This window comes from Paraburkholderia caffeinilytica (assembly GCF_003368325.1).
GTDB classification, from domain to species: domain Bacteria; phylum Pseudomonadota; class Gammaproteobacteria; order Burkholderiales; family Burkholderiaceae; genus Paraburkholderia; species Paraburkholderia caffeinilytica.
Window position 1 is genome coordinate 2,143,969 of record NZ_CP031467.1, and the last position, 26,294, is coordinate 2,170,262.

22 protein-coding genes and 1 pseudogene are annotated in these 26,294 nt (G+C 62.9%); 7 read left to right on the top strand and 16 right to left on the bottom strand.

Translation table 11 applies throughout. From position 1 onward, the window contains the following. Window positions 1–33 precede the first annotated feature (33 nt). Window positions 34–1,038: an L-arabinose ABC transporter permease AraH gene (gene araH, locus DSC91_RS25870; RefSeq protein ID WP_115781469.1), complete on the top strand. Its 1,005-nt coding sequence runs from the start codon at window positions 34–36 to the stop codon at window positions 1,036–1,038. 55 nt (window positions 1,039–1,093) lie between these two features. Beyond that, a complete protein-coding gene (locus DSC91_RS25875; RefSeq protein ID WP_115781470.1) occupies window positions 1,094–2,827 on the top strand; it encodes an IlvD/Edd family dehydratase in 1,734 nt (577 codons plus the stop codon). 267 nt (window positions 2,828–3,094) lie between these two features. Here the strand turns inward: DSC91_RS25875 and sap1 are convergent, their stop codons facing one another. Both sap1 and speG read right to left on the bottom strand, forming a co-directional pair. Then, a complete protein-coding gene (sap1, locus tag DSC91_RS25880; RefSeq protein WP_115781471.1) occupies window positions 3,095–3,433 on the bottom strand; it encodes a surface attachment protein Sap1 in 339 nt (112 codons plus the stop codon). 444 nt (window positions 3,434–3,877) lie between these two features. Further along, entirely contained in the window at window positions 3,878–4,420 is a 543-nt protein-coding gene (speG, locus tag DSC91_RS25885; RefSeq protein ID WP_115781472.1) for a spermidine N1-acetyltransferase, read from the bottom strand. Between the two features lie 277 nt (window positions 4,421–4,697). Between speG and DSC91_RS25890 the strand changes: the two genes are divergently transcribed. Continuing rightward, window positions 4,698–4,877 (top strand): hypothetical protein, encoded by a 180-nt coding sequence (locus DSC91_RS25890; protein ID WP_115783508.1) that lies wholly within the window; start codon window positions 4,698–4,700, stop codon window positions 4,875–4,877. A 270-nt stretch (window positions 4,878–5,147) separates the two neighbouring features. On the opposite strand, the gene DSC91_RS25895 is transcribed toward DSC91_RS25890, so the two are convergent. Both DSC91_RS25895 and DSC91_RS25900 read right to left on the bottom strand, forming a co-directional pair. Continuing rightward, on the bottom strand, window positions 5,148–5,573 hold the full coding sequence (locus DSC91_RS25895) for an HIT family protein (protein WP_115781473.1): 426 nt from the start codon (window positions 5,571–5,573) through the stop codon (window positions 5,148–5,150). An 82-nt stretch (window positions 5,574–5,655) separates the two neighbouring features. Next, window positions 5,656–6,591: a GlxA family transcriptional regulator gene (locus DSC91_RS25900; RefSeq protein ID WP_115781474.1), complete on the bottom strand. Its 936-nt coding sequence runs from the start codon at window positions 6,589–6,591 to the stop codon at window positions 5,656–5,658. A gap of 175 nt (window positions 6,592–6,766) precedes the next feature. On the opposite strand from DSC91_RS25900, the gene DSC91_RS25905 reads away from it, so the two are divergent. Continuing rightward, complete coding sequence (locus tag DSC91_RS25905) at window positions 6,767–7,582, top strand: SDR family NAD(P)-dependent oxidoreductase (protein WP_115781475.1); 816 nt, start codon at window positions 6,767–6,769, stop codon at window positions 7,580–7,582. Between the two features lie 128 nt (window positions 7,583–7,710). Here DSC91_RS25905 and DSC91_RS25910 read toward each other — a convergent pair whose 3' ends face one another. Next, a complete protein-coding gene (locus DSC91_RS25910) occupies window positions 7,711–8,238 on the bottom strand; it encodes an Lrp/AsnC family transcriptional regulator (RefSeq protein WP_115781476.1) in 528 nt (175 codons plus the stop codon). A gap of 152 nt (window positions 8,239–8,390) precedes the next feature. Between DSC91_RS25910 and mdeB the strand changes: the two genes are divergently transcribed. Next, the gene (gene mdeB, locus DSC91_RS25915) at window positions 8,391–11,240 is read left to right on the top strand and encodes an alpha-ketoglutarate dehydrogenase (RefSeq protein WP_115781477.1); all 2,850 of its coding nucleotides are present in this window, start codon (window positions 8,391–8,393) and stop codon (window positions 11,238–11,240) included. A 104-nt stretch (window positions 11,241–11,344) separates the two neighbouring features. On the opposite strand, the gene DSC91_RS25920 is transcribed toward mdeB, so the two are convergent. From DSC91_RS25920 to DSC91_RS25950, 7 genes are all read right to left on the bottom strand, one after another. Further along, a complete protein-coding gene (locus DSC91_RS25920; protein ID WP_115781478.1) occupies window positions 11,345–12,454 on the bottom strand; it encodes a diguanylate cyclase in 1,110 nt (369 codons plus the stop codon). 71 nt (window positions 12,455–12,525) lie between these two features. Then, complete coding sequence (gene cheB / locus DSC91_RS25925; RefSeq protein ID WP_115781479.1) at window positions 12,526–13,542, bottom strand: chemotaxis response regulator protein-glutamate methylesterase; 1,017 nt, start codon at window positions 13,540–13,542, stop codon at window positions 12,526–12,528. A 5-nt stretch (window positions 13,543–13,547) separates the two neighbouring features. Continuing rightward, complete coding sequence (locus DSC91_RS25930; RefSeq protein ID WP_115781480.1) at window positions 13,548–16,016, bottom strand: hybrid sensor histidine kinase/response regulator; 2,469 nt, start codon at window positions 16,014–16,016, stop codon at window positions 13,548–13,550. Continuing rightward, window positions 16,013–16,696 carry a chemotaxis protein CheW gene (locus tag DSC91_RS25935; protein ID WP_115781481.1) on the bottom strand — a complete coding sequence of 228 codons (684 nt, stop codon included), beginning with the start codon at window positions 16,694–16,696 and terminating at the stop codon, window positions 16,013–16,015. The genes DSC91_RS25930 and DSC91_RS25935 overlap by 4 nt, the downstream gene beginning before the upstream one ends. Beyond that, complete coding sequence (locus DSC91_RS25940; protein ID WP_115781482.1) at window positions 16,689–18,080, bottom strand: CheR family methyltransferase; 1,392 nt, start codon at window positions 18,078–18,080, stop codon at window positions 16,689–16,691. Before DSC91_RS25940 ends, DSC91_RS25935 begins: the two co-directional genes overlap by 8 nt. Continuing rightward, window positions 18,077–18,541 carry a chemotaxis protein CheW gene (locus DSC91_RS25945; protein ID WP_115781483.1) on the bottom strand — a complete coding sequence of 155 codons (465 nt, stop codon included), beginning with the start codon at window positions 18,539–18,541 and terminating at the stop codon, window positions 18,077–18,079. Before DSC91_RS25945 ends, DSC91_RS25940 begins: the two co-directional genes overlap by 4 nt. A 70-nt stretch (window positions 18,542–18,611) precedes the next feature. Then, window positions 18,612–20,237, bottom strand: a complete 1,626-nt coding sequence (locus DSC91_RS25950) for a methyl-accepting chemotaxis protein (RefSeq protein ID WP_115783509.1) — start codon at window positions 20,235–20,237, stop codon at window positions 18,612–18,614. A 270-nt stretch (window positions 20,238–20,507) separates the two neighbouring features. Between DSC91_RS25950 and DSC91_RS25955 the strand changes: the two genes are divergently transcribed. Continuing rightward, a complete protein-coding gene (locus DSC91_RS25955) occupies window positions 20,508–20,834 on the top strand; it encodes an ecotin precursor (protein ID WP_115781484.1) in 327 nt (108 codons plus the stop codon). Window positions 20,835–20,938: 104 nt separating this feature from the next. Here DSC91_RS25955 and DSC91_RS37910 read toward each other — a convergent pair whose 3' ends face one another. From DSC91_RS37910 to mnmE, 4 genes are all read right to left on the bottom strand, one after another. Then, window positions 20,939–21,100, bottom strand: a complete 162-nt coding sequence (locus tag DSC91_RS37910) for a hypothetical protein (protein WP_167470522.1) — start codon at window positions 21,098–21,100, stop codon at window positions 20,939–20,941. A 292-nt stretch (window positions 21,101–21,392) separates the two neighbouring features. Further along, on the bottom strand, window positions 21,393–22,613 hold the full coding sequence (locus DSC91_RS25960; RefSeq protein ID WP_115781485.1) for a tyrosine-type recombinase/integrase: 1,221 nt from the start codon (window positions 22,611–22,613) through the stop codon (window positions 21,393–21,395). Between the two features lie 372 nt (window positions 22,614–22,985). Next, window positions 22,986–23,828: a DNA damage-inducible protein D gene (dinD, locus tag DSC91_RS25965; RefSeq protein WP_229758149.1), complete on the bottom strand. Its 843-nt coding sequence runs from the start codon at window positions 23,826–23,828 to the stop codon at window positions 22,986–22,988. A 264-nt stretch (window positions 23,829–24,092) separates the two neighbouring features. Further along, entirely contained in the window at window positions 24,093–25,487 is a 1,395-nt protein-coding gene (gene mnmE / locus DSC91_RS25970; protein ID WP_115781486.1) for a tRNA uridine-5-carboxymethylaminomethyl(34) synthesis GTPase MnmE, read from the bottom strand. Between the two features lie 347 nt (window positions 25,488–25,834). Between mnmE and DSC91_RS25975 the strand changes: the two are divergent. After that, a pseudogene (locus DSC91_RS25975) lies at window positions 25,835–26,245 on the top strand (transcriptional regulator); the annotation flags it as partial. Between the last annotated feature and the right edge of the window lie 49 nt (window positions 26,246–26,294).

The window sequence follows — 26,294 nt, forward strand, 5'->3', positions numbered from 1 at the left end:
CTGTGTCGCGCCGTCGAAAACGGAATAAACATCATGAACACACCCTCAACCGACTCCTCCACGCCAGCCATCGCTTCCTCGGGTCTGAACGCACGCGCCGCGCGCACCTGGGACCTGATCAACAAGTCCGGCATCGTGATGGTGTTCATCATCCTGTTCGCGGCTTTGTCGTTCACCGTGCCGGATTTCCTGAGCTCGCGAAACATCCAGGGCTTGCTGCTCTCCGTCACGCTAATTGGTTCGATATCCGTAACGATGATGTTCGTGCTCGCGCTGGGCGAAGTGGACTTGTCGGTGGCGTCGATCGTGGCGTTCGCGGGCGTGGTTGCGTCCACCTTGATCACCGCGACGCACAGCGTGATGCTCGGCGTCGCCGCCGGCGTGCTCGCGGGTGGCGCGGTCGGACTGGTCAACGGCGTACTGGTCGCGCGCTACAAGATCAACTCGCTGATTGTCACGCTTGCGATGATGGAAGTCGTGCGCGGCCTCGCCTTCATTACGTCGAACGGCGACGCGGTGATGATTTCCGAAGAGCGTTTCTTCGACCTCGGCGGCGGCGCGTTCCTCGGTATTTCCTATCCGATCTGGAGCAACATCGTCGGCTTCGTACTGTTTGGCTTTCTGCTGAAGAAAACCGTGTTCGGCAAGAACGTGCTGGCAGTTGGCGGCAATAGCGAGGCCGCTTTGCTTGCGGGCTTGCCGGTCACGCGGATCAAGATCACAGTGTTCGTATTGCAAGGGCTCGTCACCGGTTTTGCCGGTGTGATGCTGGCGTCGCGCATGAGTCTCGGCGACCCGAAAACGTCGGTCGGTCTTGAACTCGGTGTGATCTCCGCGTGCGTGCTCGGCGGCGTCTCGCTGACGGGTGGCGTTGCGACGATTTCCGGTGTGCTGGTCGGCGTGCTGATCATGGGTTCCGTGCAGGACGCAATGAGCCTGATGAATGTGCCGACCTTCTATCAATACCTGATTCGCGGCGGGATTCTGCTGCTCGCGGTGTTGTTCGATCAGTACCGCCGCAGCAAGCGCGTGCACTGACGCCGACACACGCCACGGGCCAGGCGCCCCTATATGCTTGCCAACAGGAGATCTCATGGCTGATTCCAACCAGACTAAAAAGCCGCTGCGCAGCCAGGCGTGGTTTGGCCTCAAAGACCGCGATGGTTTTCTGCATCGCTCGTGGATGAAAAACCAGGGCATTCCACACGACGAATTCGACGGGCGCCCGGTGATCGGCATCTGCAATACGTGGTCCGAACTGACGCCGTGCAACGCGCATTTTCGCGAGCTTGCCGAGTACGTGAAGAAAGGCGTGCACGAAGCGGGCGGTTTGCCGCTCGAGTTTCCGGTGATGTCGCTCGGCGAGACCAATCTGCGGCCTACCGCGATGCTGTTTCGCAATCTCGCTTCGATGGATGTCGAGGAGTCGATTCGCGGCAATCCGATGGACGGCGTGATTCTACTGGTGGGTTGCGACAAGACCACGCCGGCGCTGCTGATGGGCGCGGCGTCGTGCAATCTGCCGGCACTGGCCGTTTCCGGCGGCCCGATGCTGAATGGCCGCTTTCGAGGCAAGAACATCGGCTCCGGCACGGGTGTCTGGCAGATGTCCGAAGAAGTGCGTGCCGGGACAATGACGCAGGAAGAATTCACCGAAGCCGAGTCGTGCATGAACCGCTCGCGCGGCCACTGCATGACGATGGGCACGGCATCGACGATGGCTTCGATGGTCGAGTCGCTCGGCATGGGCCTGCCGCACAACGCGGCGATTCCCGCTGTCGATGCACGCCGGCAAGTGCTCGCGCATCTGGCGGGCCGGCGCATCGTCGATATGGTCCGCGAGGATCTGACAATGGACAAGATTCTCACGCGCGAGGCGTTCGAAAACGCAATCCGCACGAACGCCGCGATCGGCGGCTCGACCAATGCGGTCGTGCATCTGATTGCGCTGGCCAAACGCATCGGCGTGGAGCTTTCCCTGGAAGACTGGGAGCTGGGCTCGAACGTGCCGTGTCTGGTGAATCTGCAACCGTCGGGTGAATACCTGATGGAAGACTTTTACTACGCGGGCGGCTTGCCCGCGGTGCTTAAGCAACTCGGCGAGCAAGGCCTGCTGCATCGCGAAGCGCTGACGGTGAACGGCAAGACGATCTGGGACAACGTGCGCAACGCGCCGAATCACGACGAGAAGGTCATCACGACGTTCGCCGAGCCGTTCAAGCCGAAGGCCGGCATCGCCGTGCTCAAGGGCAATCTGGCGCCGAACGGCGCGGTGATCAAGCCGTCGGCAGCGACACCGCATCTGCTGAAGCATCGCGGCCGCGCGGTGGTATTCGAGAATATCGAGGAGTTGCACGCGAAGATCGACGACGAATCGCTCGACATCGACGAGCACTGCGTCATGGTGCTCAAGGGCGCGGGGCCGAAGGGATATCCGGGTTTCGCGGAAGTCGGCAACATGCCGCTGCCGAAAAAGGTGCTGCAAAAAGGCATCACGGACATGGTGCGAATTTCGGACGGCCGCATGAGCGGCACGGCCTACGGCTCGGTGGTCCTGCACGTATCGCCCGAAGCGGCCGCAGGCGGGCCGCTTGCGTTCGTGCAAACCGGCGACATGATCGAACTCGACGTCGACGCACGCCGTTTGCATCTGGATATCACCGACGCCGAACTCGAACGCCGTCGCGCGGCCTGGCAGCCGCCTGCGCCGCCCACGCGCGGCTACTACAAGCTCTACGTCGAGCACGTGCTGCAAGCGGACGAGGGCGCGGATCTCGACTTCCTCGTCGGATCGAGCGGCGCGCCCGTGCCGCGCGACTCGCATTGATTGTCGCTTGAACGATTGATTAGCCGTTTCTCCCTGCGCTTTGCGAGAAGGCGTATTGCCGATGCGGATCGAAAGTCCGCATCGGCTTTTTTTATCGGCGTCACAGCATGGGAAAAGGGGCACGGAAATAAAAATCGGCCGGGCGCTCAACGCCCGGCCGATTTTTAACTCGCGAGTTCGCCAGCCCTCGGTTTTTTATCTCAGAGGGTTTATAGCGTAGTTTAAAACCCGTCAAACCCGGCGTTTACCCGGGCATTGGCGTTTAGCTTATTGTTTGATGAATCGATCGTTTGCCCAGAGGCCTTGCGTGTCGCTATTGCCGGCATTCACGAATTCGACGTCATGGCCGACCACGCGCACCACGCGGAAACTCGAGTTTTCCGGCGTGGAAACGCACTGATAGCCCGAGAAGAATTCCTGCATCTTCTGCTGTTCGCCGGCTTGCGCGTGTTGATCGACGGCGTCGAGTTTATCCTTCGACAGACAGCCATACGCGTTGGCCTTGAACTGGATGGTTTGCTGCGGCTTGACCATGGCATCTTGCGCCTGAACAGAAGCGGCAGCCAATCCCGCAATGGCGAAAACAAGGGCGATTCGCGTTTTCATATTTTCCTCCGGGGCGGGTTTAATACTCAGGTTAGCTATGTATTTAACTTTAACGTCGAAACCGCACCTTGTACTTTAGGAGAACGCGCAAGAACGACAAGCACATCTTGTGTGCGGTCGCAACAGCGGCGAATTGTCGCACCATCTGTCGCACGTGCTTAAACCTTGAGCAGCGGATTGGACAGGGCCGATTGAAACGGATAACTAAAAGATCGGCGGGGCGCGCAGCTTTAACCAGTAAAGCTTTGCGGTGCGTATTGGCGTAAACGAGAGGCACCAATTAAGTGAATTAATACAATTAGCGGGTGCGTTTGGTGCATCGCACACAAAGTCATTCACCCGACTAATCAAAAATCACGAAATAACGGTGCGTGTACAGAAGATAAACGATGCCAGGTGTGCCGGGCGACGCAGCGCGGCGTCCTTGATCGACTCAGGCTGAGGTCACTTGCCGTGCTGATCGGTCTTGAAGAACTCGGACTGGAACATGCACATGCGCAACGCATTGTGATAGCGGCCATTGCCGAAAAATTCCTCGATCAGCTCGGCCTCGTGCCGGAAGCCGCACTTCTCATAGACATGGATGGCAGCCGTGTTCGACTTGTCGACGATCAGATAGACCTTGCGCAGGTTCAGCACCGAAAACGCATAGTCGATCGCGAGCTGCGTGGCGATGGTGGCGTAGCCGCGGCCCTGCGCATGCGGCGCGATGATGATCTGAAACTCGCCGCGCCGGTGGATATAGTCCAGCTCGATCAATTCGACGACGCCGACGGTTTGGCCATCGTTGTCGATCGCCACAAAGCGGCGCTCGCGCAGATCGTGCACGTGCTGGTCGTACAGCTGGGTCAATTCAGAAAACGTTTCATAGGGCTCTTCGAACCAGTAACGCATGATCTTTGCGTTGTTGTTCACTTCGTGGACGAAGCGCAGATCGGTTCGTTCGAGCGGGCGCAGGGTCAATTCGCTGCTGCGTTCGATGGTCATTGGATTCCCCTTGAGAATTATTGGTTTGAGTGTGCAAGCTCAGCGCGGCCGCTCAAGCTTGCGTTTCCTGTTAGTCCGGACTCAGCGCAGGGAGTTCTTACAAGGCCTGGCGCCGGCGCAGCGCGTTCCTGCGGAGTGCGAGGCGTCGCGCGGGTTCGGCGAGAGAGAGGCGGCGCGTTGCCGCAGGCGGCTTATCGCAAATTTGTGAGGGGCTCAGCACCGTGCGGGAACATGCGGTGCTCTACAATGAAATCATGCTCTTGCGATGGAGGCTACCGTGATCGAGCACTTGATATTAGGCGCCTTTCTGGTCATCCCGCTGCTTATCGTCGCGTTTCTTTTCTCCGACGAATTATGGCAGGAGCATCGGCATCTGCACGACCTGCACCTCGAACCCGCGAAGCCGCGTCGCATCGACTGGCGGCATCCGCTGCGCCGCTCGCGTCATCGGGTTTGACCCTTTCGGTGGATTGTATGGATCATCGCGCTGCAGGCGTCGCTGCGAGGCGAGGGCGGCTCGCGGATAAAGGCTGCCAATAAGCCCACCAATAAGCCCACCCATAAAAAAGCCTGCCGTTTCGGGCAGGCTGAAAAGAGATCCACACTCAATGCCTTGTGGGTACAAGGCAAACACCAGTCTAGTTGTATGGCGCGACCGGCTGGTTTCACCGGCCATTACACATATTACGGGGCGTGACCAGACGCGCCGCGCCCGGCGTCCGCAGTGTCAGTCAGCGCGCCAATGATTGCGAATGCGCTCGGCCAGCGCTTCGAGCGTGGCCGCATCGGCAACATCGCGTGCATGCATGCGCAGCGGCTGTCCCTCCCAGCGCGGGATCACGTGAAAATGCACGTGCGGCACCGTCTGTCCCGCCGCGGCGCCGTTGAACTGTCCGATGAACACCCCGTCCGGGCGCAAGGCCGCCCGCACGGCGATGGCGAGTTTCTGCGTCATGCGCATGCAGGCCACCGTCGCGGCATCCGACAGCTCGAAAATCTCAACCGCCGCTTCCTTCGGCACGACCAGCACGTGGCCGTCGGCTTGCGGCATCAGGTCCATGAAGGCGAGCGCGGCGTCGCTTTCCGCCACTTTGATGCAAGGAAGTTCGCCGCGCAGAATCTTCGCGAAGGGGTTGCTGTCGTCGTAGTGCATCACGCGTCCTCTAGGTTGCCGTGCGGTTCAAGGTGGAAATGCTGTCCACGATATTGTCCACCCGCTCTGTTACAACGCACTGTTATACCGCGCGCGCTGCGCGTTTGATCGCCTGCGGCGGCTGGCCGAACGCGCGCAGAAAGGCGCGCCGCATCCGTTCGGTATCCATGAAGCCGGTTTCGGCCGCGACCGCTTCCATCGAGTGGCGGCCTGCTTCGAGCATGGCGCGGGCGGCTTCCACGCGCAGCGCCTCGATGGCCTTGGCCGGCGATTGGCGCGTTTCGTCGCGAAAGGCGCGGCTGAACTGACGCGGACTCAGATGCGCGACATCGGCAAGCTGCTCGACCGTCAACGGCTCGCGCAGATGGCTCTTGGCGAACGACAGCGCGTCCTGGATGCGGTCGGACTTCGGCGCCAGCTCGAGCATGGCCGAGAACTGCGACTGGCCGCCGGTGCGCCGGTGATAGACCACGAGCTTTTTGGCGATGGCGCGCGAGACTTCGACGCCGAGATCGCTTTCGATCAGCGCCAGACACAGATCGATGCACGCCGTCATGCCGGCCGAGGTCCACACGGTGCCGTCGACGATAAAGATGCGATCTTCGTCGATGCGCGTATCGGGGAAGCGCTGCTGCAATTCGCGGGCGTGGCACCAGTGCGTCGTGGCATGCCGGCCGTCGAGAATGCCTGCTTCGGCCAGCACGAAAGCGCCGGTGCAGATGCTGGTGGTGCGGCGCGAGGCGGCGAGGGCGTCGTTCAAAAACGCCAGCAATCCCGCCGATGACGGTTCGATCTGCATCGCGCCCGTCACGACCACCGTGTCGTACGCCGGGTCGCCGAAGGCTTGCGTCGCGATCTCGACGCCCGACGAGCTGCGCACCATCCCGCCCTGTTCGGAAATGACTTCCACCGCGTATTCCGGCTGCCCGGCCTCGAGGTTCGCCAGCTCGAATACGGAGATCGCCACCATATCGAGGATCTGGAAACCAGGAAAAACCACCACGCCAATGCGCTTCATTGCAATGTCTCAAAACGAGGTAAATACGACATTTGAGACAAGAGGCTACGCGCCTAGACTTCACCCGTCAACACCGCGATGCGCGCAAAAAAGCACAGCGGCGGAGGTTTCGGTTTCCCCCATTCATCGATCAGGGCTCAGGCGTGACGCGCAAAGCCCGTAAGGAGAGCTTCACATGGCAACGCAAGGCAACAAGGGCACGGCATTGATCACGGGCGCATCGTCGGGCATCGGTGCGGTTTATGCGGACCGCCTCGCGCGACGCGGTTACGACCTGATTCTGGTGGCGCGCGACGTCAAACGCCTGAGCGGCGTGGCCGAGCGTCTCACTGGCGAAACCGGCCGCCACGTCGATATCGTCGCCGCCGATCTCACCGACAAAGCCGACACGCGCCGCATCGAAGAGCGTCTGCGGACCGATCGCAGCATTACCGTGCTCGTTAACAATGCGGGCGTCGGCGCAACGGCTTCGCTGATCGACTCCGACGTGGATCGGCTCGAAAGCATGATCGACCTGAACGTGACAGCGCTTACGCGCCTGACGGCCGCGGCGGTTCCGCAGTTCGTGGAGCGGGGCCATGGCATCGTGATCAATATCTCGTCGATCGTCGCGCTGTCGCCGGAGACGCTGAACGGCACCTATAGCGGCACCAAGGCGTATGTGTTGAACCTGACGCAGTCGCTGCATCATGAAGTGGGCGGCAAGGGCGTGCAGTTGCAGGCCGTGCTGCCGGGCGCCACCAGTACCGCGTTCTGGGACCGCGCCGGTCTCGCGATCGAACATCTGCCCACGCAGATCGTGATGAGCGCCGAGGACATGGTGGACGCCGCGCTCGTGGGCCTCGACCAGCATGAACTCGTGACGATTCCGTCCTTGCCGGACGCGGCCGATTGGGAGCGTTTCAATGCCGCTCGCCAGCATCTGGGGCCGAACCTGTCGCATAAGCTGCCGGCTGCGCGTTATGCGCGCGGCGTCGCGGCGGCTTCGTGAGCGCCTGGCGGCTGCTCATTGATCGCTCATTGATCGCTTAATGCGCGCATGCGGACCGCCTTTCGTTTGCAAACGCGCCGCGTGTCAGCGCCTTAATGTCGATCGCATCGGACAGGCTTGACGTCCACTTAGCGCCAGTCGGTTGAAACGTCGTCGGGATCGACCAGCGTCAATCCCGACGACGGCAGCGGCAGGGCCGTCTTGTAACGCACCTGTTTGAGCGCAAAACTCGAACGAATGTTGGAGATGCCGGGAATCTTCGTCAGATGATCGACGATGAAACGCTCCAGCGTCTGCATATCCGGCATCACCACGCGCAGCAGATAATCGGCGTCGCCCGTCATCAGATAGCACTCCATGACCTCGGGGCGCTCCGAAATCGCCTGCTCGAAGCGCTGCAGCGCGTCTTCCACCTGCTTTTCCAGACTCACCTGAATGAACACGTTGATGCGCAGCCCGAGCGGCTCGGGGTTGAGCAGCGTGACCTGCTGCTTGAACAGGCCGAGTTTTTCGAGCGCGCGCACGCGGTTGAAACAGGGCGTGGGCGACAGATTCACCGAGCGGGCCAGATCCGCATTGGTGATGCGCGCGTTCTGCTGCAACTGGCTCAGGATGCCGATGTCGATGCGGTCGAGCCGTCTGGGTGGCGTAGTCATAGCGTAAATATTCTGTGCCGTGGGAAAAATCCGGAATAAATAGCCTATCCCAGTGCGGGATCACAAGCAAATGAGACGCTCATTTTGTGAGCACATGGTTACCATTGACTCACTCGATCTTGAACCGAACGTGTCGATGCGGGAGTGGTGCCATGACGGATTTGTCCAGCGGTAGCGAGCAGTTGCGGTTGTCGAACGCACAGCGTGTCGACCGTGCGGAGCAGGCGGATACCGATCCGCAGGAAACCGCCGAATGGCTGGAAGCGCTCGATGCCGTCGTCGCGCATGTCGGCCGCGATCGCGCACAGTTTCTGTTCGACAAGCTTGCGGGACATGCGCTGTCGCTGGGCGTGGAATCGGCGCGGACCAACGTCACGCCTTACCAGAACACGATCCCGTTCGATCAGCAGCCGCGCTATCCCGGCAATCTCGAACTGGAAGAACGGCTCGCCGCGGCGCTGCGCTGGAATGCACTGGCAATGGTGGTACGGGCGAATCAGGCGTACGGCGAACTTGGCGGCCATATCGCAAGCTATGCGTCGGCGGCGGATCTGTTCGAAGTGGGCTTCAACCACTTCTTTCGCGCCGCAGCACCGGGCGGCGAGGAGGGCACCGGCGACCTCGTGTACTTCCAGCCGCATTCGTCGCCGGGCGTGTATGCGCGGGCCTATCTCGAAGGGTTTTTAAGCGAGCAGCATTTGCAGCACTACCGCCGCGAGATCGGCGGCCCTGGGTTGTGCTCGTATCCGCATCCGTGGCTGATGCCGGACTTCTGGCAGTTCCCGACCGGCTCGATGGGCATCGGTCCGATCAACGCGATTTACCAGGCGCGCTTCATGCGCTATCTCGCCAATCGCGGCCTCGTGCAGACCGATGGCCGCAAGGTGTGGGGGTTCTTCGGCGACGGCGAGATGGACGAGCCGGAATCGACCGGCGCGCTGTCGATTGCGGCGCGCGAAGGGCTCGACAACCTCGTGTTCGTGATCAACTGCAATCTGCAGCGCCTGGACGGCCCGGTTCGCAGCAACGGCCGCATCATCGACGAGCTCGAAGCGCATTTCATCGGCGCCGGCTGGAACGTGATCAAGGTGGTGTGGGGCTCGGACTGGGACGCGCTGTTTTCACGCGACCGCACCGGCGCGTTGCTGCGCGCCTTCGCCCACACTGTCGACGGCCAGTTCCAGACCTTCTCTGCCAATGACGGCGCGTACAACCGCGAGCGTTTCTTCGGCCAGAACCCGGAGCTTGCCGCGCTCGCGGCGCAACTGAGCGACGACGACATCGACCGTCTGCGCCGCGGCGGTCACGACGTGCGCAAACTGCACGCGGCATATGCGAAGGCGCTCGAACATCGCGGTCAGCCGACGATGATCCTTGCGAAGACGATGAAGGGTTTCGGCATGGGCACGTCGGGCCAGGGCCGCATGACCACGCATCAGCAAAAGAAACTCGGCTTCGACGACCTCAAGGCGTTTCGCGACCGCTTCCGCCTGCCGCTCACGGATGAGGACGTCGAACAGGTGAAGTTTTACAAGCCAGCGGACGACAGCCCGGAGATGCGATACCTGCATGCTCGCCGGGCTGCCCTGGGAGGCTATCTGCCCAGAAGGCGGAGAGTATCGTCGAAGGGGCTGATCGTCCCGCCGATGTCCTCCTGGGGGCAATTCGCGCTGGAATCGAACGGTCGCGAGATGTCCACGACGATGGCATTGGTTCGCATGCTGACCGCGCTGCTCAAGGACAACGAAGTCGGCCCGCGCGTGGTGCCGATCGTCGCGGACGAAGCACGCACCTTCGGCATGGCGAACATGTTCCGTCAGGTCGGCATCTATTCGCCGCTCGGGCAGCTGTACGAGCCGGAAGACCTTGGCTCGATGCTGTACTACCGCGAGGACACCAAAGGGCAGATTCTCGAAGAGGGGATTTCGGAGGCGGGCGCGGTGTCGTCGTGGATTGCGGCGGCGACCTCGTACAGCGTGCACGACCTGCCGATGCTGCCGTTCTATATCTACTACTCGATGTTCGGTTTCCAGCGGATCGGCGATCTGATCTGGGCCGCTGCGGATCAACGCGCGAGAGGTTTCCTGATCGGCGCGACGTCGGGCAAGACGACGCTTGGTGGCGAAGGGCTGCAACATCAGGACGGCACGAGCCATCTGGCGGCATCGACGATTCCGAACTGCCGCGCGTACGATCCGGCTTTCGCTTACGAGGTTGCCGCGATCGTCGACGAAGGGATGCGCGAGATGGTCGAAGCGCAACGCGACGTGTTCTATTACGTCACGGTGATGAACGAGAACTACGCGCAGCCTTCGGTGCCGGGCGGCGACTTGACGACGCTGCGCGAGGGCATTCTTAAGGGTATCTATCCGCTTGGCGCAGAAGCGCAAGAGCAAGAGGCGACCTCGACGGCGCAGGCACAAACGACGGAGCCGTCTTCCGCGACTCAAACGTCAGCGCAGGAGACAACCTCGGCGAGGCAAACGCCGGCGGCAACTTCAGCAGTTCCAGCCCAGGTGCAGTTGCTCGGCGCGGGCGCGATCCTCGGTGAAGTCATCGCGGCGCGGCAACTGCTCAAGGACGACTGGCAAATCGAGGCCGCGGTATGGAGCGTGACCAGCTTCACCGAGTTGCAGCGTGACGGGATGACGTCCGAGAGAAACGCGCGTCTTGGCGAGCCGGCAGATACACCGTATGTCACGAAAGCGCTCGAAGCGTCGCAGGGTCCGATCGTCGCCGCGACCGACTATGTTCGTGCCGTGCCCGAACTGATCCGCGCCTACGTGCCGCGCCGCTATGTGACGCTCGGCACGGACGGGTTCGGTCGCAGCGACACGCGCCAGGCGCTGCGCGAGTTCTTCGAAGTGGACCGCAAAGCGATCGTGATCGCGGCGTTGAAGGCGCTGGTGGACGAAGGCGCTATCGATGCGAGCGTGCTCGCCGAAGCACGCAGCAAGTATCGCGGCGATGCGCCTGTGGCCGCTGCTTCGTGGCAATGCTGATCAGGTACCGCAGACAGAACGAGCATCGCTTCAAATGAAAGCGCCCCCGGCGAGATGACCGGGGGCGTTTCTATTCAGTGACGCTTGAACCGCAGGTTAAGCAATCAGCCGCTCACCGCCACCTGATTCTTCCCATCGCGTTTCGCCCGATACAGTCCGACGTCGGCGGCTTCGATCAGCGTCGTCACCGGGTCGGTTGCGGCCGGCACGATGTTCGCCGCGCCGATGCTGATCGTCACGACGCCCGCCGCCGATCCCGCGTGCGGAATCGCGAGTTCTTCGATCGCGAGGCGGATTTTCTCGGCGAGCAGGCGCAAGCCCCCTGAGGATGTTCCCGGCAACACCACCGCGAATTCTTCACCGCCGAACCGGGCCGCGAGATCGGGCGAGCGTCCCAGACACGACTCGACGGTGTGCGCGACGCGCTTGAGTACTTCGTCACCGGCAACGTGTCCATAGGTGTCGTTGTAGGCCTTGAAGTTGTCCACATCGATCATGAGAAAGCCGAGGGCCGTCTTGTCGCGGGTGGCGCGACGCCATTCGGCAGACAGGTACTGATCGAGGTAACGTCGATTCGACAAACCCGTCAACCCGTCCGAATGCGTGAGCCGCTGCAGTTCCAGATTGGTCGCGAGCAACTGCTGTTGCGACTGGCGCAGCGCCTGATACGCCTCGTCGCGCTGCAGCAGGTTCAGATACGAGCGCGAGTGATAGCGAATCCGCGCGATCAACTCGATGCGATCCGGCAGCTTCACGAGGTAGTCGTTGGCGCCCGCGGCGAAGGCCGCGCTTTTCACGAGCGGCTCTTCCTTGGTCGACAGCACGATGATCGGAATATCGCGCGTTGCCGGATTCTGCCGGTATTGCCGCACGAGGGTGAGGCCGTCGGTGCCCGGCATCACGAGGTCCTGCAGGATGACCGTCGCGCGGGTTTCCTGGGCGCAGCGCACGGCCTCTTCCGGCGACGCGCAGTAATGGAAGTCGACGCTCGCTTCGTCGGCCAGCGCCTGGCGGACGGCCTCGGCGATGATCGCCTGATCGTCGACCAGCAACACCATGATCGGGCACTCGGCAGCGGGCGGATTGCCCAGGATGCGCGCCAACGCGTCATCGATGGCGCTATTGGGTGCGTCCTCCGCGTACGCCTGCGCGCTCGCGTCGTGTCCTGCGGGCTCCGGCGCGGTGGCGGCCTGATGCGGTTTAGGAGTATCCATGTTGGTCAGCCAGAATGAATGTCAATGAATCGTAGCGGGCTCATGTGCGGCTAGTGTGCGCCTGCCGGGCCTCAACGTGTACCGACGGCGGTGGCGAGCGCGGCGGCGATACGGGGCAGAGGCAGGATTGCGGCGGCGGCGTCGAGCGCCGCGGCTGCCTTCGGCATGCCGTACACGGCGCTGGTCGCCTCGTCCTGCGCGATCGTGTGATAGCCCTTGGTGCGCATCGCCTTGAGCCCGATCGCGCCGTCGCGGCCCATGCCGGTCAGCAGCACGCCGATCGCCCGCGCCGGCCAGCGGGCCACGACACTGTGAAAAAACACGTCGACGGAAGGCCGATAGGGCGTTTCCGCCGGCTCGGCCGTGTAACCGAGTACGTTAGGCAAGCGCAGGTGCAAATGATCGTCGGTGGCGGCGAGCAGCACGACGCCTGCTTGCGGCCGGTCGCCTTCACTGGCGATCCGCACCGGCAGCGCCGACTGCTGGTTCAACCAGTCGGCCATGCCGGCGGCGAACGTCGCGTCGACGTGCTGGACGACGACGATTGCCGCCGGGAAATCCTTCGGCAGGCCGGCGAGCAGGGTGGCGAGTGCCGACGGGCCGCCCGCCGAAGCGCCGATCGCAACCAGCGGCGTATCGCGGTTCGTCGCGCTTCTGGGCGCCGCCGCAGCCGCCGCGCCAGGCGCGCTGCGTTCCGTGACCAGCGCGGCAATGCTATCGATCTTCGCGATCAGGGTGGCGATGCTCTTGTGCGCGTCCGGACCGCTCAGCGAGGGCGTGTCCACCGCGTCGAGCGCGCCCGCGCCCATGGCTTCGTAGACGCGCCACGCGTTCGCGCCCACGTCGACGGTCACGATCAGGATCGCACACGGCGCTTTCGCCATGATGCGGCGCGTGGCCTCGATGCCGTCGACGTTCGGCATCACCAGGTCCATCAGCACGATGTCGGGCCGCTGCGCCGAGCAGAAATCGACCGCCTGCTGGCCGTCCTGTGCGACCCACAGCACCTCGTAGTCGTGGCGTGCCGCAAGTGCGCGGCGTAGCGCCTCGACAGCGAGCGGCAGGTCATTGACGATTCCGATTTTCATCCGTTTTACCCGTGGGTTTGACCGTAAGCTTCGCCGATCAGATCACGCACTGCGTCGAGCAGTGCTTCGTCGTGGAAACTGCCTTTCGCCAGATAGTAATCCGCGCCTGCGTTCAGGCCGGCGCGGCGGTCCTCTTCGCGATCCTTGTACGAGACGATCATCACCGGCAGCGACTGCAGTTGCGGATCGCGCTTGATGAGCGTGACGAGTTCGATGCCGTCCATCCGCGGCATGTCGATGTCGGTGATGACGAGGTCGAAGTGCTCGCCGCGCACCGCGTTCCAGCCGTCCATGCCGTCGACGGCGATCGTCACGTCATAGCCGCGCGTAGCCAGCAGTTTGCGTTCGAGCTCGCGCACGGTGAGCGAATCGTCGACTACCAGCACGCGTCGCGTGACGCGCCGGGCGGCGAGGGGCGCGCCGTGCTGCGTATGTTTCAGATCGCCGCCCGCCACGAGCCTTTCGACCGAGCGCAGCCAGTCGTCGACATCCGCGATCAGCACCGGATCGCCGTTTTCCATCAACGCACCGGCGGTGATGTTCCTGATCTTGCCCAGGCGCGGGTCGAGCGGCTGCACGACCAGCATCCGCTCGCCGAGAAAGCGATCGACCACCACGCCATAGGTTTGCTCACCGTCGCCGATCACGATCAGGCTGACGGTATCGCTTTCGCTGGCGGGCGGCGCGGTGTCGAGAATCTGATGCGCGGTGACGACGCCGATGCGGTGGCCGTCGAAGGCAATGTGCTGATGGCCTTCGAGCAACTCGATATCCGCGCGGCTCACGTGCAGCGTGCGGTTCACATGCGCGAGCGGCACGGCGTACGGCTCGCCCGCGACTTCGACGAGCAGGCTGCGGATCACCGAGAGCGTGAGCGGCAATTGCAACTGCACGCGTGTGCCGGCGCCGGGCTCGTGCGTGATGCGCACCGTGCCGCGCACGCGCTTGACGACGTCGTGCACCGCGTCGAGTCCGACGCCGCGGCCCGACACCTCGGTGACCTGATCGCGCAGCGAGAAGCCGGGCAGGAGGAGGAATTCGAGCAGTTCGGCCTCGGACAGACGCGCGGCCGTTTCCGCACTCGCCAGTTTCTTGCTGACGATCGACGTGCGCAATGCATCGAGATCGATGCCCGCGCCGTCGTCGGAGACGGTGATGAGCAGGGCGCCGGCGGTGTGACGGGCGTCGAGCGTGAGTGTGCCTTCTTCGGACTTGCCGTGCGCGAGACGGACCGCAGGTGCTTCGATGCCGTGGTCGATCGCGTTGCGCAGCATGTGGCCGAGCGGCGCTTCGAGCAGATCGAGGATGTCGCGGTCGACCTGAGTCGATTCGCCGACCAGTTGCCAGCGCACCTTCTTGCCGAGCGAACGCGCGACGTCGCGCACCATGCGCGCGAGACCGCCGGTGCCGTCGCCGAAGGGGCGCATCCGGCATTGCAGTGCGGCGTCGTAAAGCTGCTGCGAGAGATGCGTCGAGCGACGGTCGAAGCTCTCCAGATCGGCCAGACGCTCGGCGAGCAGATGCTGCGATTCCGCGGTGAGGCGGCGCAGTTCTTCGAACGCGGCGTGCGCGCGCGGATCGAGCTTCAGGTCGGCGAGCGTTTCGTGCAACTGATCCAGCACGCGTGAGCCGTCGCGTTGGACACGCTTGACGCGCAGCATCGATTGCGCGAAGGGTTTGAGCCAGCGCGACTCGACCAGCGATTCGCCGGATAAGGACAGGAGCCGGTCGAGGTTGTCGGCGCGTACGCGCAGCATGCGGCCCGGGTCTGTTGCCAGGGCGTTTGCTTCGTTCGGGGTGGATGCGGTTGCGGTCGACGACCCCGAGGCGCTTGCAGAAGCGGCCGAGGTTGCGGCGGCGGGTGCGGCTGAGACGGGTGGCGCTTCGGACCGCAGGGCGTCGGCTAGCAGATTGAATGCGGCGTCGGCGTCGTGGTCAGTGCCGGTGGATGTGTTTTGCGATTTGGTGGCTACGTCAGGCGCAGATACTGACGCAGACGCAGAACCGTCGACGCGAGCAGCACTCGCGGCAAGCGCAGAGGTCGCCGACGGTACAGCATCCCGCCGCATTGCCGCGCCATGCGGCACTACACCCGCCATCCGCGCTTGCAACGACGCCACGCACGTACTGACCGTGTCACGCGCCGATTCGTCCTCGTCATTGCCAATGCGCGCAACGATATCGACACCGCGCAGCAACTCATCGATCCAGGCGCCGTCGAGCGACGCGCGCCCTTCCTGCGCCGCGACGAAGCAATCTTCCATCGCGTGCGCGAGTTCGACGCCAACCTGCACGCCGACGATACGCGCCGCGCCCTTCAGCGAATGCGCCGCACGCATGCAGGCCTCGAGCGCGGCGGCATCGCGCGGCGTGCGGTCGAGGGTGAGCAGGCCGTCGTTGAGCACGCGTGCCTGGGTCCGCGCTTCTTCGCGGAAGAGATCGATCAGCGACGGGCGGCGCGGGTCGTCCGTCATCCAAGACTCCGGTTCAAGGTATTGAACAAGGCATCGGCGTCGAGCAGGCCGACCGTCATGCCGCGCCAAGGGGCCACGGCACGCGTATGCGCGGCGGCCGCGTGCGAGAGCGTCGCAGGCGGCGGGCCAAAGCTGGCGACTGCGATTCGATGCACACCGTCGACCTGATCGACGGGCAACACCGCGTGCTCTTCGGCGCGCGAGACCACCAGCAAACGCGGCAGGTCGTGACGCGCTTTATCGTCGCTCGTGGGGGCGTCGGCCTCGAAATCCAGCAGATGCGCGAGCGACAGACACACCAGCAAGTCTCCCTGCACATTCACCACGCCCAGCACCGCGCGATGCTGCCGATGCGGCAACGTATGAATCGGCCGCGTCTGCACGATGCGCTTGAAGATCGGCGTGGGCAGCGCGAGCCATTCGCCGCCGATGCGGAAGACGAGGAACGACTCACTCGCGCCTTGCCGATCGTCCCGTTGCGGATGCGCCGGCACGCGGGACTCATGCTGCGAGAGATCCACGAGCGGAATCGGCCGCTCCAGCAATTTGGCCGCCGCGGCTTCGAACACGGGGCAATTCAGACAGCGCACGTAGTCGACCAGCCGCTCGCACGACGAATCGCCGCGCACGCCGATGCGATTCCAGCAATCGTCGAAGGTCACCGTGTGGTCCTCAACCACGTTGCGCTCCCTGTGCGCGCGACGCGCGTTCCATCAACAGACGCGCGCCGTTGCGGTCGCCTTGGAGTTCGAGCAGCGTCGCGAGATGCGCCAGCGCCTCGGTGTGCTGCGGGTCGAGATAGAGCGCCTTGCGATAGTGGCCGCGAGCAAGGTTCGTATCGCCGCTGGCGTCGGCCAGCACGCCGAGCAGATAGAACGCGTCGGCATGCGGGGCGTGCTGCTCCAGATAGCCGTTGATCGCGTTTGCGGCTTCCGTCAGACGGCCCGCGTCGGCCAGCGCGTGCGCCGCTTGCAGCGTGTCGCGTGCGGCGGTGGCCGGCGAGGCAACGTGTGGCGGCGCAAATTCCTGCGACGGCGACGCGGCTTTGTACGGCTTCGGCGTGTGTTGCGGAATATCGCTTGAAGGCGTGCGCGCAACCGGATCGGGCCACGCAAAAGGCGCAGCTGAAAACACCTGCAGCGGTGCGAGCGCGGGCACCGGCGAATGCGTCATCGCGAGTGCCGCGGCGGTGGCGAGCGGTGCGGTGTGCCAGCCGTTGAGCTGCGCTTCAGCGGGCGCGGCGCGGTGGAACGCAAACGCCAGGGGAATCTTCGCCGACTGCATGCCATAACGCATCAACAGCCCGGTTTCCGCAGGACCGACGAACAGCGTGCCGGTTTCGGCCAGCACATTGTTGAGCGCGTGCAAGGCCGTCTGCTGCGCGTCGCGGTCGAAGTAAATCAGCACGTTGCGGCAGAACACGAAGTCGTAGATGCCGAGCGCCGTGGCATCGAGTTGCATCAGGTTGGCGCGCGAAAACCTGACCGCGTCGACGATGCGCGGCGCGAGACGCCAACCGTCCTCGGTGCGCGTGAAGTGGGCGTCGCGGAACGGAAACGCATTGCCCCGAAACGAGTTGCGGCTATACACGGCGCGCTGCGCGACAGCCAGCGAGCGCTCGCTGATGTCCATTGCGTCGATGCGCATGTGCGCGGCGTCGATGCCCGCGTCGAGCAGCGTCATCGCGATCGTGTACGGCTCTTCGCCGGTCGAGCAGGGCAGGCTCAGAATCCGCAGCGGCAGTGCGGTGCCGCGCTCGTCAAGGCGTTCGTGCGCGAGACGCGCGAGCGCCCTGAACGCGTCGGCGTCGCGATAGAACCAGGTCTCCGGCACCACCACCGTTTCGACCAGCGCCTGCACCATCGAGGGCGACGTGTACGTGGCTTCCCAGTAGTCGGCGAGCGTGGCGTCGGCGTGACCGTCCGCGCACCAGGCCGCGGCGCGCTGATCGACCGCTCGCTCGATCGACTGATGACCGACCGACGCTGCATCGAGCCCGATGGTTCGATGCAGCAGATCGACGAAGCGTCGATAGAGCGGCGTGTTGTCGTGATGCGCGTTCATGCGTGCGCCTCGGGAAACAGCAGGGTTTTGACGTCGTCGGGCAGCAGATGCTCGACGCGAATCCATTGCACCAGGCCGCCTGCTTCGCTCGCGACCGGACCCAGATAGCGCGCATTCGGCATGTCGATGCCGGCCTCGCGAAACGCATCGGCGGCGAGGCGGATGGTGCGCGTTGCGCCTTCGAGCAGGAGCGCGAGCAGGCGCACCGTGCCCGCATGGGGATAGCGCACCAGCACGACGCGCGTCGACATCAACGGTGAGGCGGGGCGGCCGAGCGCGAGCGCCGGCAGATCGATCACCGGCAGCGGCGTGCCTTCGTGATCGAGCACGCCCGCGACCCACGACGGCGCGCCGGGGATCGTCTTCGGCGGCGACTGCGGCGTGAGCGGCATCAGACGCTCCACCTGCGTCGCGTCGATCACGTAGCGTTCGTTATCGAGCGTGAAGAGGATGAAGAGCATCGGCGTGGGCTTGGGCTGGAGGAGAGGTGGGGTCGGCGTCAGCGTGCTTCAATAAGCCCGCCGCGGCACGTCAGGCCACCACCTTGAAGCGCGATACGCCGGTGCGCAAACTATTGGCGACGTGCGTCAGATCGTCGATGGCCTGGGTCGACTGGCGCAGCGATTCCGCCGTCTGCTGCGCGGCCTCCGAGAGCTGCGTCAGCGCCTGGGTGATCTGCTCGGCGCCGGTGGCTTGCGTCTGCATGCCCTCGTTGACCATCGAGAAGCGCGGCGCAAGCGCTTGCACCTGCTGGATGATCTGCGTGAGATGGCCGCCCACGTTCTGCACGTCGAGCATGCCGCGGCGCACTTCTTCGGAGAACTTGTCCATGCCCATCACGCCCGCGGCCACCGCCGACTGGATCTCCTTGACCATCTGTTCGATGTCGTAGGTCGCCACCGCGGTTTGATCCGCGAGACGGCGAATCTCGGTCGCCACGACCGCGAAGCCGCGCCCGTATTCACCGGCCTTCTCTGCCTCGATCGCCGCGTTCAGCGAGAGCAGGTTGGTCTGATCCGCGACCTTGGTGATGGTGGCGACGACCTGATTGATGTTGCTGGCCTTCTCGTTGAGGATCGCGAGCTTCGCGTTGACCGAGCCGGCCGCTTCCATCACGAGGCGCATGGTGTCTTCCATACGCGCGAGACCGGCATGGCCGGTGCCGGCGAGCGCCGCCGACTGGCCGGCGACTTCGGAGACTTCGTTCATCGTGCGCAGCAGATCGCGCGAGGTCGCGAAGATTTCGCGCGACGTGGCGCCGATCTCGGTGGTGGTCGCCGCGGTTTCGTTCGCGGTGGCCTGCTGTTCACGCGAGGTTGCGGCAATCTCCGTCACCGACGTGGTGACCTGAACCGCCGACTTCTGCGCCTGGCCGACCAGCGCGGTGAGCTCGTCGGTCATGCGGTTGAAGCCCGCTTCGAGTGCGCCGATTTCATCCGCGCGGTTCAGTTGCAGACGTTGCGTGAGGTCGCCGGTGCGCATGACGTCGACGACCTGCAGCACCTTCGCCATCGGCGTGGTGACCGCGCGCAGCAGCCAGTATCCGGCCAGCGCGGCGGCCACGGCGGCGATCAGCAGCATCACGAGCAGCACGACACGCGTCGCCTCGACCGAGCTGCGGATGTTTTCGGCGGCCTTGTCGGCGTCGGTCTTGTTGTTCTCGACCAGATTGCGCGCCGAGACGCGGCCCGCTTCCCAGATCGACGTGAGTTGCGTGTTGAAGATGCGCGCGGCGTTTTCTTTCGAACTCGGCAAGACGTTCAACAGCGAGGCCTGGATCGGCAGGTACTGCGCGTGCTGTTGACGGAAGTCGTTGAAGAATTGGCGGTCGTTGTCGCGGAAAATGGTCGCGCCGTAGTCGCCGAGGAGCTTCTGAAGCGTTTGCTCCGTGTCTTGCAGACGGTCCTGGTCGCGCTTGACGGAATCGGGGTCCGTGTCCACGTAAATGAGACGCTGCGTGACGGTGTAGTTCTCGAACCAGGCTGCGCGCATCGCGGTCGCGTAGTAGAGGCCGGGCATCGAGTCGTCCTGCTGGCTCTTCGCGTCGCGGTCGATGCCGCCGAGTTGCTCGAAAGTGACGATCGCCATTGCCAGCATCACGATCAGCACGATCCCGAAGCTGCACAGAATCCGTTGCCGGATGGTCCATTGTTTCACGCGCACGCCCCTTTACTTTTTGGCTTGGGCTCGACGCCCGATGTCGACTTGCAGGTCTCGGGGTCGAAGGATCGGAAAGCTTTGCGGGTCGCCGGATTTGTCCGACGGGTCATGCGGCGAATTTTACATTGATCGTGGGAATGGATGGCGGTCGGCGAGGCGCTTTCCGACCCAGGCGTTACACCCGTAATGCGCGGTTACCAACTGCAGCATCTATTTCCACGCGCGCCCCACACAATCTGTTCCATGCCTGAACGGCGGGAGCGAAACATGAAAAAGATTGCGGTGGCGTTGTTGATGGTGGGGAGCCTGAGCGCGGCGGGTCAAGCGTCGGCGCATGGCAATGGCGGCGACGTGGTCGGCGCGCTGATCGGCGGTGCCGTGCTGGGCGCGGTTGTGACGTCCGTGTTGAATCCGGCGCCTGTGGTCGCGTACCAGCAGCCGGTCTATGCGCAACCGGTGTATCAGCCGGCGCCCGTGTACGCCGGGCCGCCGCCGGGATACTGCTATGACCAGTACCAGCGCGCGTACGTCGCGTGCGGTGCGCCGCCGCCCGCCCAATATGGGTATCCGCAGCAGCCGCAACCGGGCTGGTAAATGACGTGCGCGGGCGCGCGCAGTGTCGGTGCCCGCGCTACGCGCGCTACAGAGAAAAAGGCCGTCGCAGGGTGCGACGGCCTTGTCTTGTTGGGTGTCTCTGCTCAGTGCTTGTGATGCAACCATTCCGCATAGTGCGTATCGAGCCAGCGCTCGAGGCGCTCCGGCTTCGTCTTTTGGCGATAGTGGGACGCCGCCCAGATCGCCACGCCGACCACCAGCATCACAAAAGGTCCCAGCAAATAGGCCATTAACGATTCAGACATCAGAGCCTCCGTCCCGGCTTGCATCAATGCTTTAGTTTAGGCGATGAACGGCGGGAAAAAAGGACGCCGTGAGGGGTTGGCTGGCGGCGCGGCGCGATTGACGTGAAGGGGCTTACGAAGCGTGATGTGAGGTACTTAAGAACCTAGCGGCGAGGATGCTTTTCTTTTTTTGAACAAGTGCTTGTGGACGACGTTTATTTAGTTGTGTACCAACAAGCGCGCTGCTGACCTGTGGTGAGGCGGGCTGTGGCAACCAGTCCGACACCGGCCGCGTTTGCCATGCCTGCCGCACTCACCCGGTCGCGCCTTGTCGGCCGTTCCCGATCTGGGCGTCGACAAAATCCGCCCACAGTTGCAAGGTCCGACGCCGTTCCGCGGCATGGTCAGCGTAATTGTCTCCGCCCGGTGTGTCTTTGGCGTCTTTGGCGGTATGCGCCAGCGCATTCTCGATCGCGTCCGCGGGCTGCCCCATTTCGCGCAAGTGGGTTGCGGCGGTGCGTCGAAAGTCATGCAGGACGAAATGCTCGACGTCGAGCCCGAGCGATTTGACGGCTTGATTGAGCGTGCTCTTCGCGATCGGCCGATCGTCGCCCCTGACACTCGGGAATACGAAATTCCGACTGGCTTTCGTGTCCTGAAGCTCGCGGAGCAGGGCGACCGCCTGGTGCGAGAGATGCACCACATGCTTGCGCTCCTTGTTCATCCGCGCGGCCGGGATCGTCCATCGCGCTGCGTCGAGGTTGAATTCGGACCAGGCTGCCTCGACGAGGTCCGATTTCCGCACCATTGTCAGTACCAGCAGGTGCAAGGCCAATTTCAGCGGGCGTCGAATGTTCGACGCGTAGATTGCGCGGAGCGTGTCGCCTATTTCGTCGGGACCGAGCACGCGGGTGCGGCTGTCCGGCGTCGCGATGAAGCGTGCCGGGATGAGTTCCGCCGGATTGGCCGTGGCGAGTTGCCTCGCGATCAGGTACTCATAAAGCCGCTTGACCGCGTTGCGCGTGTGCAGCGCCATCTTGGGCGAGCCGCGGCTTTTGATCTGATCGCATATCGCGCGGATGTCGTCGTCCGTCACGGCTTTGATCGGCTTGGCGCCAATGGCGGGAAGGACGTCTTTTTCGAGTGCGCGCCGCGTGGTGCGCTGGTACTCCGCCGACTTGCCGGCCATCTCCGTCGCGAGATAGAGCTCCGCGCCTTCGCGCAGCACCTCCGCCTTGCTTTCAGCACCCCGGTCGCGGCGCGCCGTGACTACCGGCGAGACGCCGCTCGCGACCATGTCCGCGTACTTCTGCGCCTTGGCGCGTGCGACCCGCAGCGAAATCATCCGGTAGTCGCCGATCGTCACGAGCGGCTGGCGCTTGCCGTTCAGTGAATAGCGGAAGCGCCAGACCTTGGTGCCCGTCGTCATGATTTCAATGACGAGGCCGTTGCCGTCTGCGACGCAATACCGGGTGGCGCGCGGTTCGAGCGCACGGATCTGCGTTTCGGTGAGAGGGGCGGCGAGTTTTGGCATGGCAGATCGTTTGATACACGGACGGCGGGGATTTTAAACCGGTTGTGTGCTGTGTACCAAAGAAATGCGTGGGTTTGGGTCAACAGATGGGATTTGATGTGCGCCATGGAAATTGCGTCGAAAGGCCTGGTTGGCTGGGTCAGATAAGCCTTTCATGCAAAAATTCCAACCCTTCTCACTTGTCGAAGAAAAACCAACTGAAAATCACGCCGAGCAGATTTTCCAAACTGAATTCCCTAGTCGAGCGACTGAGACATCGAACGGCACGAGGCGGCAACTGGTTTGCGGCTATCGGTCGACACAGGTAAGTGAAGCCGGTTTTCGCTCCGTCGAGCTAGGCGCGGTTTGATCGTCAGCCACCAAGGCCGGGTTTCATTTCTTCAGCTTCTTCTGCACTTGCTCGACCTGCTTGATACTTGTTTGCGGCGTCGGCAGATTTTCAGGCATGGTCCCGCCAAGTTCCTGGATCGTCTGGCGCACCTTGCTGCCAACCTCGAAGTGCGTCTGATTAGCGCGCTGCTTACCCTTGATCTCCTCGCGCCGCAGCTTCTCTTCAGTTTGGGTAGCGCGGAATAAATTCGCCGCAAGTTCTGCGCTGCTCATGTGATCGAGAATCTTCTGACTTTTCTTCAGGCCTTTCTTGGCGTGAATTTCTTTGTTGCCAAGCCCACCATATAGGCCCTTGTAGCCATGATCTTGGAAGACGGCGTAATCGATCGGAGTTTCGACGCCTGCACCCTTTGCGGCGGCCGCCAGGTGCTTATTGTGGGTCGCCATCTCGTTGCGAATCGCAAGGCGCTTTTCGTCCTCGCCGAGCTGTGCAAACCTGGCATCGTCCGCGAGTTCCTGACGCCGGGTCTGCATCGCAAAGTAGGTTTGCCCGTTAGCGATAACAGATTTCGACGGATCGCCGTTCTGCACGATCAGGTAGCAGGCGTAACGGGATAGCGTGTAGTCGGTGATCCCGCGCGTTGCCCCGGATCCAAGGGTGACCATTTTGGTAACCTCACCGAAATGGTCTTGGACGGGGTGGCCCGACCGCTCGCAGGCAATTTTGGCCTTCTCGATCACTTGCAGGAAGTTGCGCCAGTCTTGGTAATCGAGCAATGGCGCAAGGCTGCGCGCGAACCAAAACTCTGAATCGTCTTCGTTGACCTGCTTGATGCTTTCGAAGGTGCGGTGATGCAACGCTGCTATGGGTTTGTTGTTCAACACGGACGACTCCAGAGCCAACTTGGTAGACGATGGCTGGCCGAACTTGGCCGACACTTGCGAAAGATTGTACTGTGTTTTTATACAGGTAGTGGGATGGTGCAACTGTCGTCGTGCAGCGCAAAGTGCCGAACTTGCGGATACCTGAGGCGTACATGGCGCGCAGCACCCGGTCGGTTTGCTCGCACGATAACGCTGCGCCGCGAAGAAGCGGGCGACAACCTCTGGCGATGCGCCCACGAACGTTGGTCGTCGCTTGGCAGCAGGCTATTTCCCGATGCAAAACCGGCTGAAAATCACCCCGAGCAGGTCGTCCGAGCTGAATTCACCAGTGATCGAGTTCAGTTGATCCTGCGCGAGACGCAGTTCTTCGGCGAACAGATCGAGTGCCTGAGCATTCTGATCGGCGTGCGCCGCGGCCGTCTCCAGATGCTCCTGGGCCGCGCGCAGCGCAATCAGATGCCGCTCACGCGCGAGGTAGACGCTTTCCGCGCCGGCCTGCCAGCCGGCGATCCGCAGCAATTCCTCGCGCAGCAACGCGACCCCATCGCCCTGTTTGGCCGACAGCCGCACTTCGCTGAGTTCGAGATCCGCGTCGAGCGGCGTCACGGACGGCGCGAGCCCGGTCAGATCCGTTTTGTTCAGCACGCGCACCACCGGCACGCCGCCTGGGAAACGTGCAGCGATCGTTTCGTCTTCGGCGGTCATGTCGGTGCGCGCATCGAGCAGATGCAACACGACGTCGGCGCGCTCGATCTCGCTCCATGTGCGCGCAATGCCGATCTTTTCCACTTCGTCTTCGGTATCGCGCAGGCCGGCCGTATCGATCACGTGCAGCGGAATGCCTTCGATCTGGATGGTTTGCGCGACCTTGTCGCGCGTCGTGCCGGCGATCGGTGTGACGATAGCCAACTCGGCGCCGGCGAGGGCGTTCAACAGCGACGACTTGCCGACGTTCGGCTGTCCCGCCAGCACCACCGACAAACCCTCGCGCAGCAACGCGCCCTGGCGCGCTTCGCTCAGCACGTCCGCAAGGCGCTCGCGGATTCGCGCGAGCTTGCCGCGGGCGTCGGCGGCTTCCAGAAAGTCGATTTCTTCTTCCGGGAAATCGAGCGTCGCTTCGACCAGCATCCGCAGCGTAATGACTTCTTCGACCAACGCATGGATGTCGCGCGAAAACGCACCGTCGAGCGAGCGGCCCGCCGAGCGTGCGGCGGCCTCCGTGCTGGCCTCGATCAGATCGGCGACGGCTTCGGCTTGCGCCAGATCCAGCTTGTCGTTGAGAAATGCGCGTCGCGTGAATTCGCCCGGCTCGGCCAGACGCAGACCAAACGCGCGGCCGGCGTCGATGCAACGCTGCAGCACCAGTTGCAGCACGACTGGACCGCCGTGGCCTTGCAACTCGAGCACGTGTTCGCCGGTGTAGGAGTGCGGCGCGGGAAAGTAAAGTGCGATGCCGCGGTCGAGCGCGTTGCCGGCGTCGTCGAGGAACGGCACGTAGCTCGCGTGACGCGGCGCGAGTGCCGAGCCGGTGAGCGCTTGCATCAACGGCTGCGCGGCGGCTTCCCCGGCACGGCCAAACGAAATCCGCACGACCCCGATTCCGCCTCGGCCGGGTGCGGTGGCAATCGCGACGATAGGATCGGAGTCGGTGGTGAGCATGGAAACGAGGCTGTCAGAAGAGATTGAATACGCAGGAGCGGGCGCCGGGCATTGTAACGCGGGCCTCCTCCGGCTCTGGACCCGGGCCACGCTCCTAACTTGGCCTGATTGTCATAAGACAAATAGAGATTTATCTCATACAAGCTAAGATAGCTTAAGACGTACCTGCGACTCGCCGACGCACCAGAATGCCGAAAACGCACACTGCACAAGGAAAAGACAGCATTCGATAAAATCGTGAAATGCGTTATTAGGTGGTGATTTCAGGCTAAAAATAGCTTATTTGAGCAATAAAATAGCGTAATTGGTTGTCCACTGATTATGCGCCGAATTGCACAATCGGGCCCATGCCGACCTCTAAAGAAAAAGCAGCTTTCGCCAAACGGTTGAAAGACTCACTCCCCAAAGACATCAAGGGTGGGACCGATTTAGCCAGGGAATTCAATCTGCTTTATAGCAGTGGCCCTGCCGTCTCACCACAAACCGCGCACAAATGGCTCGCGGGCACGACGATTCCGAAGCGCGACAAGTTGCAGGTTTTAGCGACGTGGCTGCAAAAGGACGTCCACTGGCTGCACTACGGGCCAACGCCCTCCGGTAAGGCTAAGCCGCTTGCCCGTGGCGAGAAATATCCGATGACGCCGGAAACGATCGAGCTGGTGACGAAGATGGCCAACCGCTTCGTGGGTTTGTCGCCGAGGCAGCGCAATCTGGTGGAAGAGCTGATGACGGAGTTCGACGGCGGCACGCAACAGGAAACCGACGCCGCGCCTGAAGGCGCATCGACAACGACATCGAAAGATAAGG

What these genes read in the sequence shown, in the direction of transcription:
- cheB (WP_115781479.1), bottom strand. Translation starts at nt 13,542, where the DNA reads ATGAAAATCGGAATCGTCAATGACCTGCCGCTCGCTGTCGAGGCGCTA.
- sap1 (WP_115781471.1), bottom strand. Translation starts at nt 3,433, where the DNA reads ATGAAAACGCGAATCGCCCTTGTTTTCGCCATTGCGGGATTGGCTGCC.
- DSC91_RS25905 (WP_115781475.1), top strand. Translation starts at nt 6,767, where the DNA reads ATGGCAACGCAAGGCAACAAGGGCACGGCATTGATCACGGGCGCATCG.
- araH (WP_115781469.1), top strand. Translation starts at nt 34, where the DNA reads ATGAACACACCCTCAACCGACTCCTCCACGCCAGCCATCGCTTCCTCG.
- DSC91_RS25940 (WP_115781482.1), bottom strand. Translation starts at nt 18,080, where the DNA reads ATGAACGCGCATCACGACAACACGCCGCTCTATCGACGCTTCGTCGAT.
- DSC91_RS37910 (WP_167470522.1), bottom strand. Translation starts at nt 21,100, where the DNA reads ATGTCTGAATCGTTAATGGCCTATTTGCTGGGACCTTTTGTGATGCTG.
- speG (WP_115781472.1), bottom strand. Translation starts at nt 4,420, where the DNA reads ATGACCATCGAACGCAGCAGCGAATTGACCCTGCGCCCGCTCGAACGA.
- DSC91_RS25895 (WP_115781473.1), bottom strand. Translation starts at nt 5,573, where the DNA reads ATGCACTACGACGACAGCAACCCCTTCGCGAAGATTCTGCGCGGCGAA.
- DSC91_RS25875 (WP_115781470.1), top strand. Translation starts at nt 1,094, where the DNA reads ATGGCTGATTCCAACCAGACTAAAAAGCCGCTGCGCAGCCAGGCGTGG.
- DSC91_RS25945 (WP_115781483.1), bottom strand. Translation starts at nt 18,541, where the DNA reads ATGCTCTTCATCCTCTTCACGCTCGATAACGAACGCTACGTGATCGAC.
- DSC91_RS25910 (WP_115781476.1), bottom strand. Translation starts at nt 8,238, where the DNA reads ATGACTACGCCACCCAGACGGCTCGACCGCATCGACATCGGCATCCTG.
- mdeB (WP_115781477.1), top strand. Translation starts at nt 8,391, where the DNA reads ATGACGGATTTGTCCAGCGGTAGCGAGCAGTTGCGGTTGTCGAACGCA.
- DSC91_RS25960 (WP_115781485.1), bottom strand. Translation starts at nt 22,613, where the DNA reads ATGCCAAAACTCGCCGCCCCTCTCACCGAAACGCAGATCCGTGCGCTC.
- DSC91_RS25930 (WP_115781480.1), bottom strand. Translation starts at nt 16,016, where the DNA reads ATGACGGACGACCCGCGCCGCCCGTCGCTGATCGATCTCTTCCGCGAA.
- mnmE (WP_115781486.1), bottom strand. Translation starts at nt 25,487, where the DNA reads ATGCTCACCACCGACTCCGATCCTATCGTCGCGATTGCCACCGCACCC.
- DSC91_RS25920 (WP_115781478.1), bottom strand. Translation starts at nt 12,454, where the DNA reads ATGGATACTCCTAAACCGCATCAGGCCGCCACCGCGCCGGAGCCCGCA.
- DSC91_RS25955 (WP_115781484.1), top strand. Translation starts at nt 20,508, where the DNA reads ATGAAAAAGATTGCGGTGGCGTTGTTGATGGTGGGGAGCCTGAGCGCG.
- DSC91_RS25900 (WP_115781474.1), bottom strand. Translation starts at nt 6,591, where the DNA reads ATGAAGCGCATTGGCGTGGTGGTTTTTCCTGGTTTCCAGATCCTCGAT.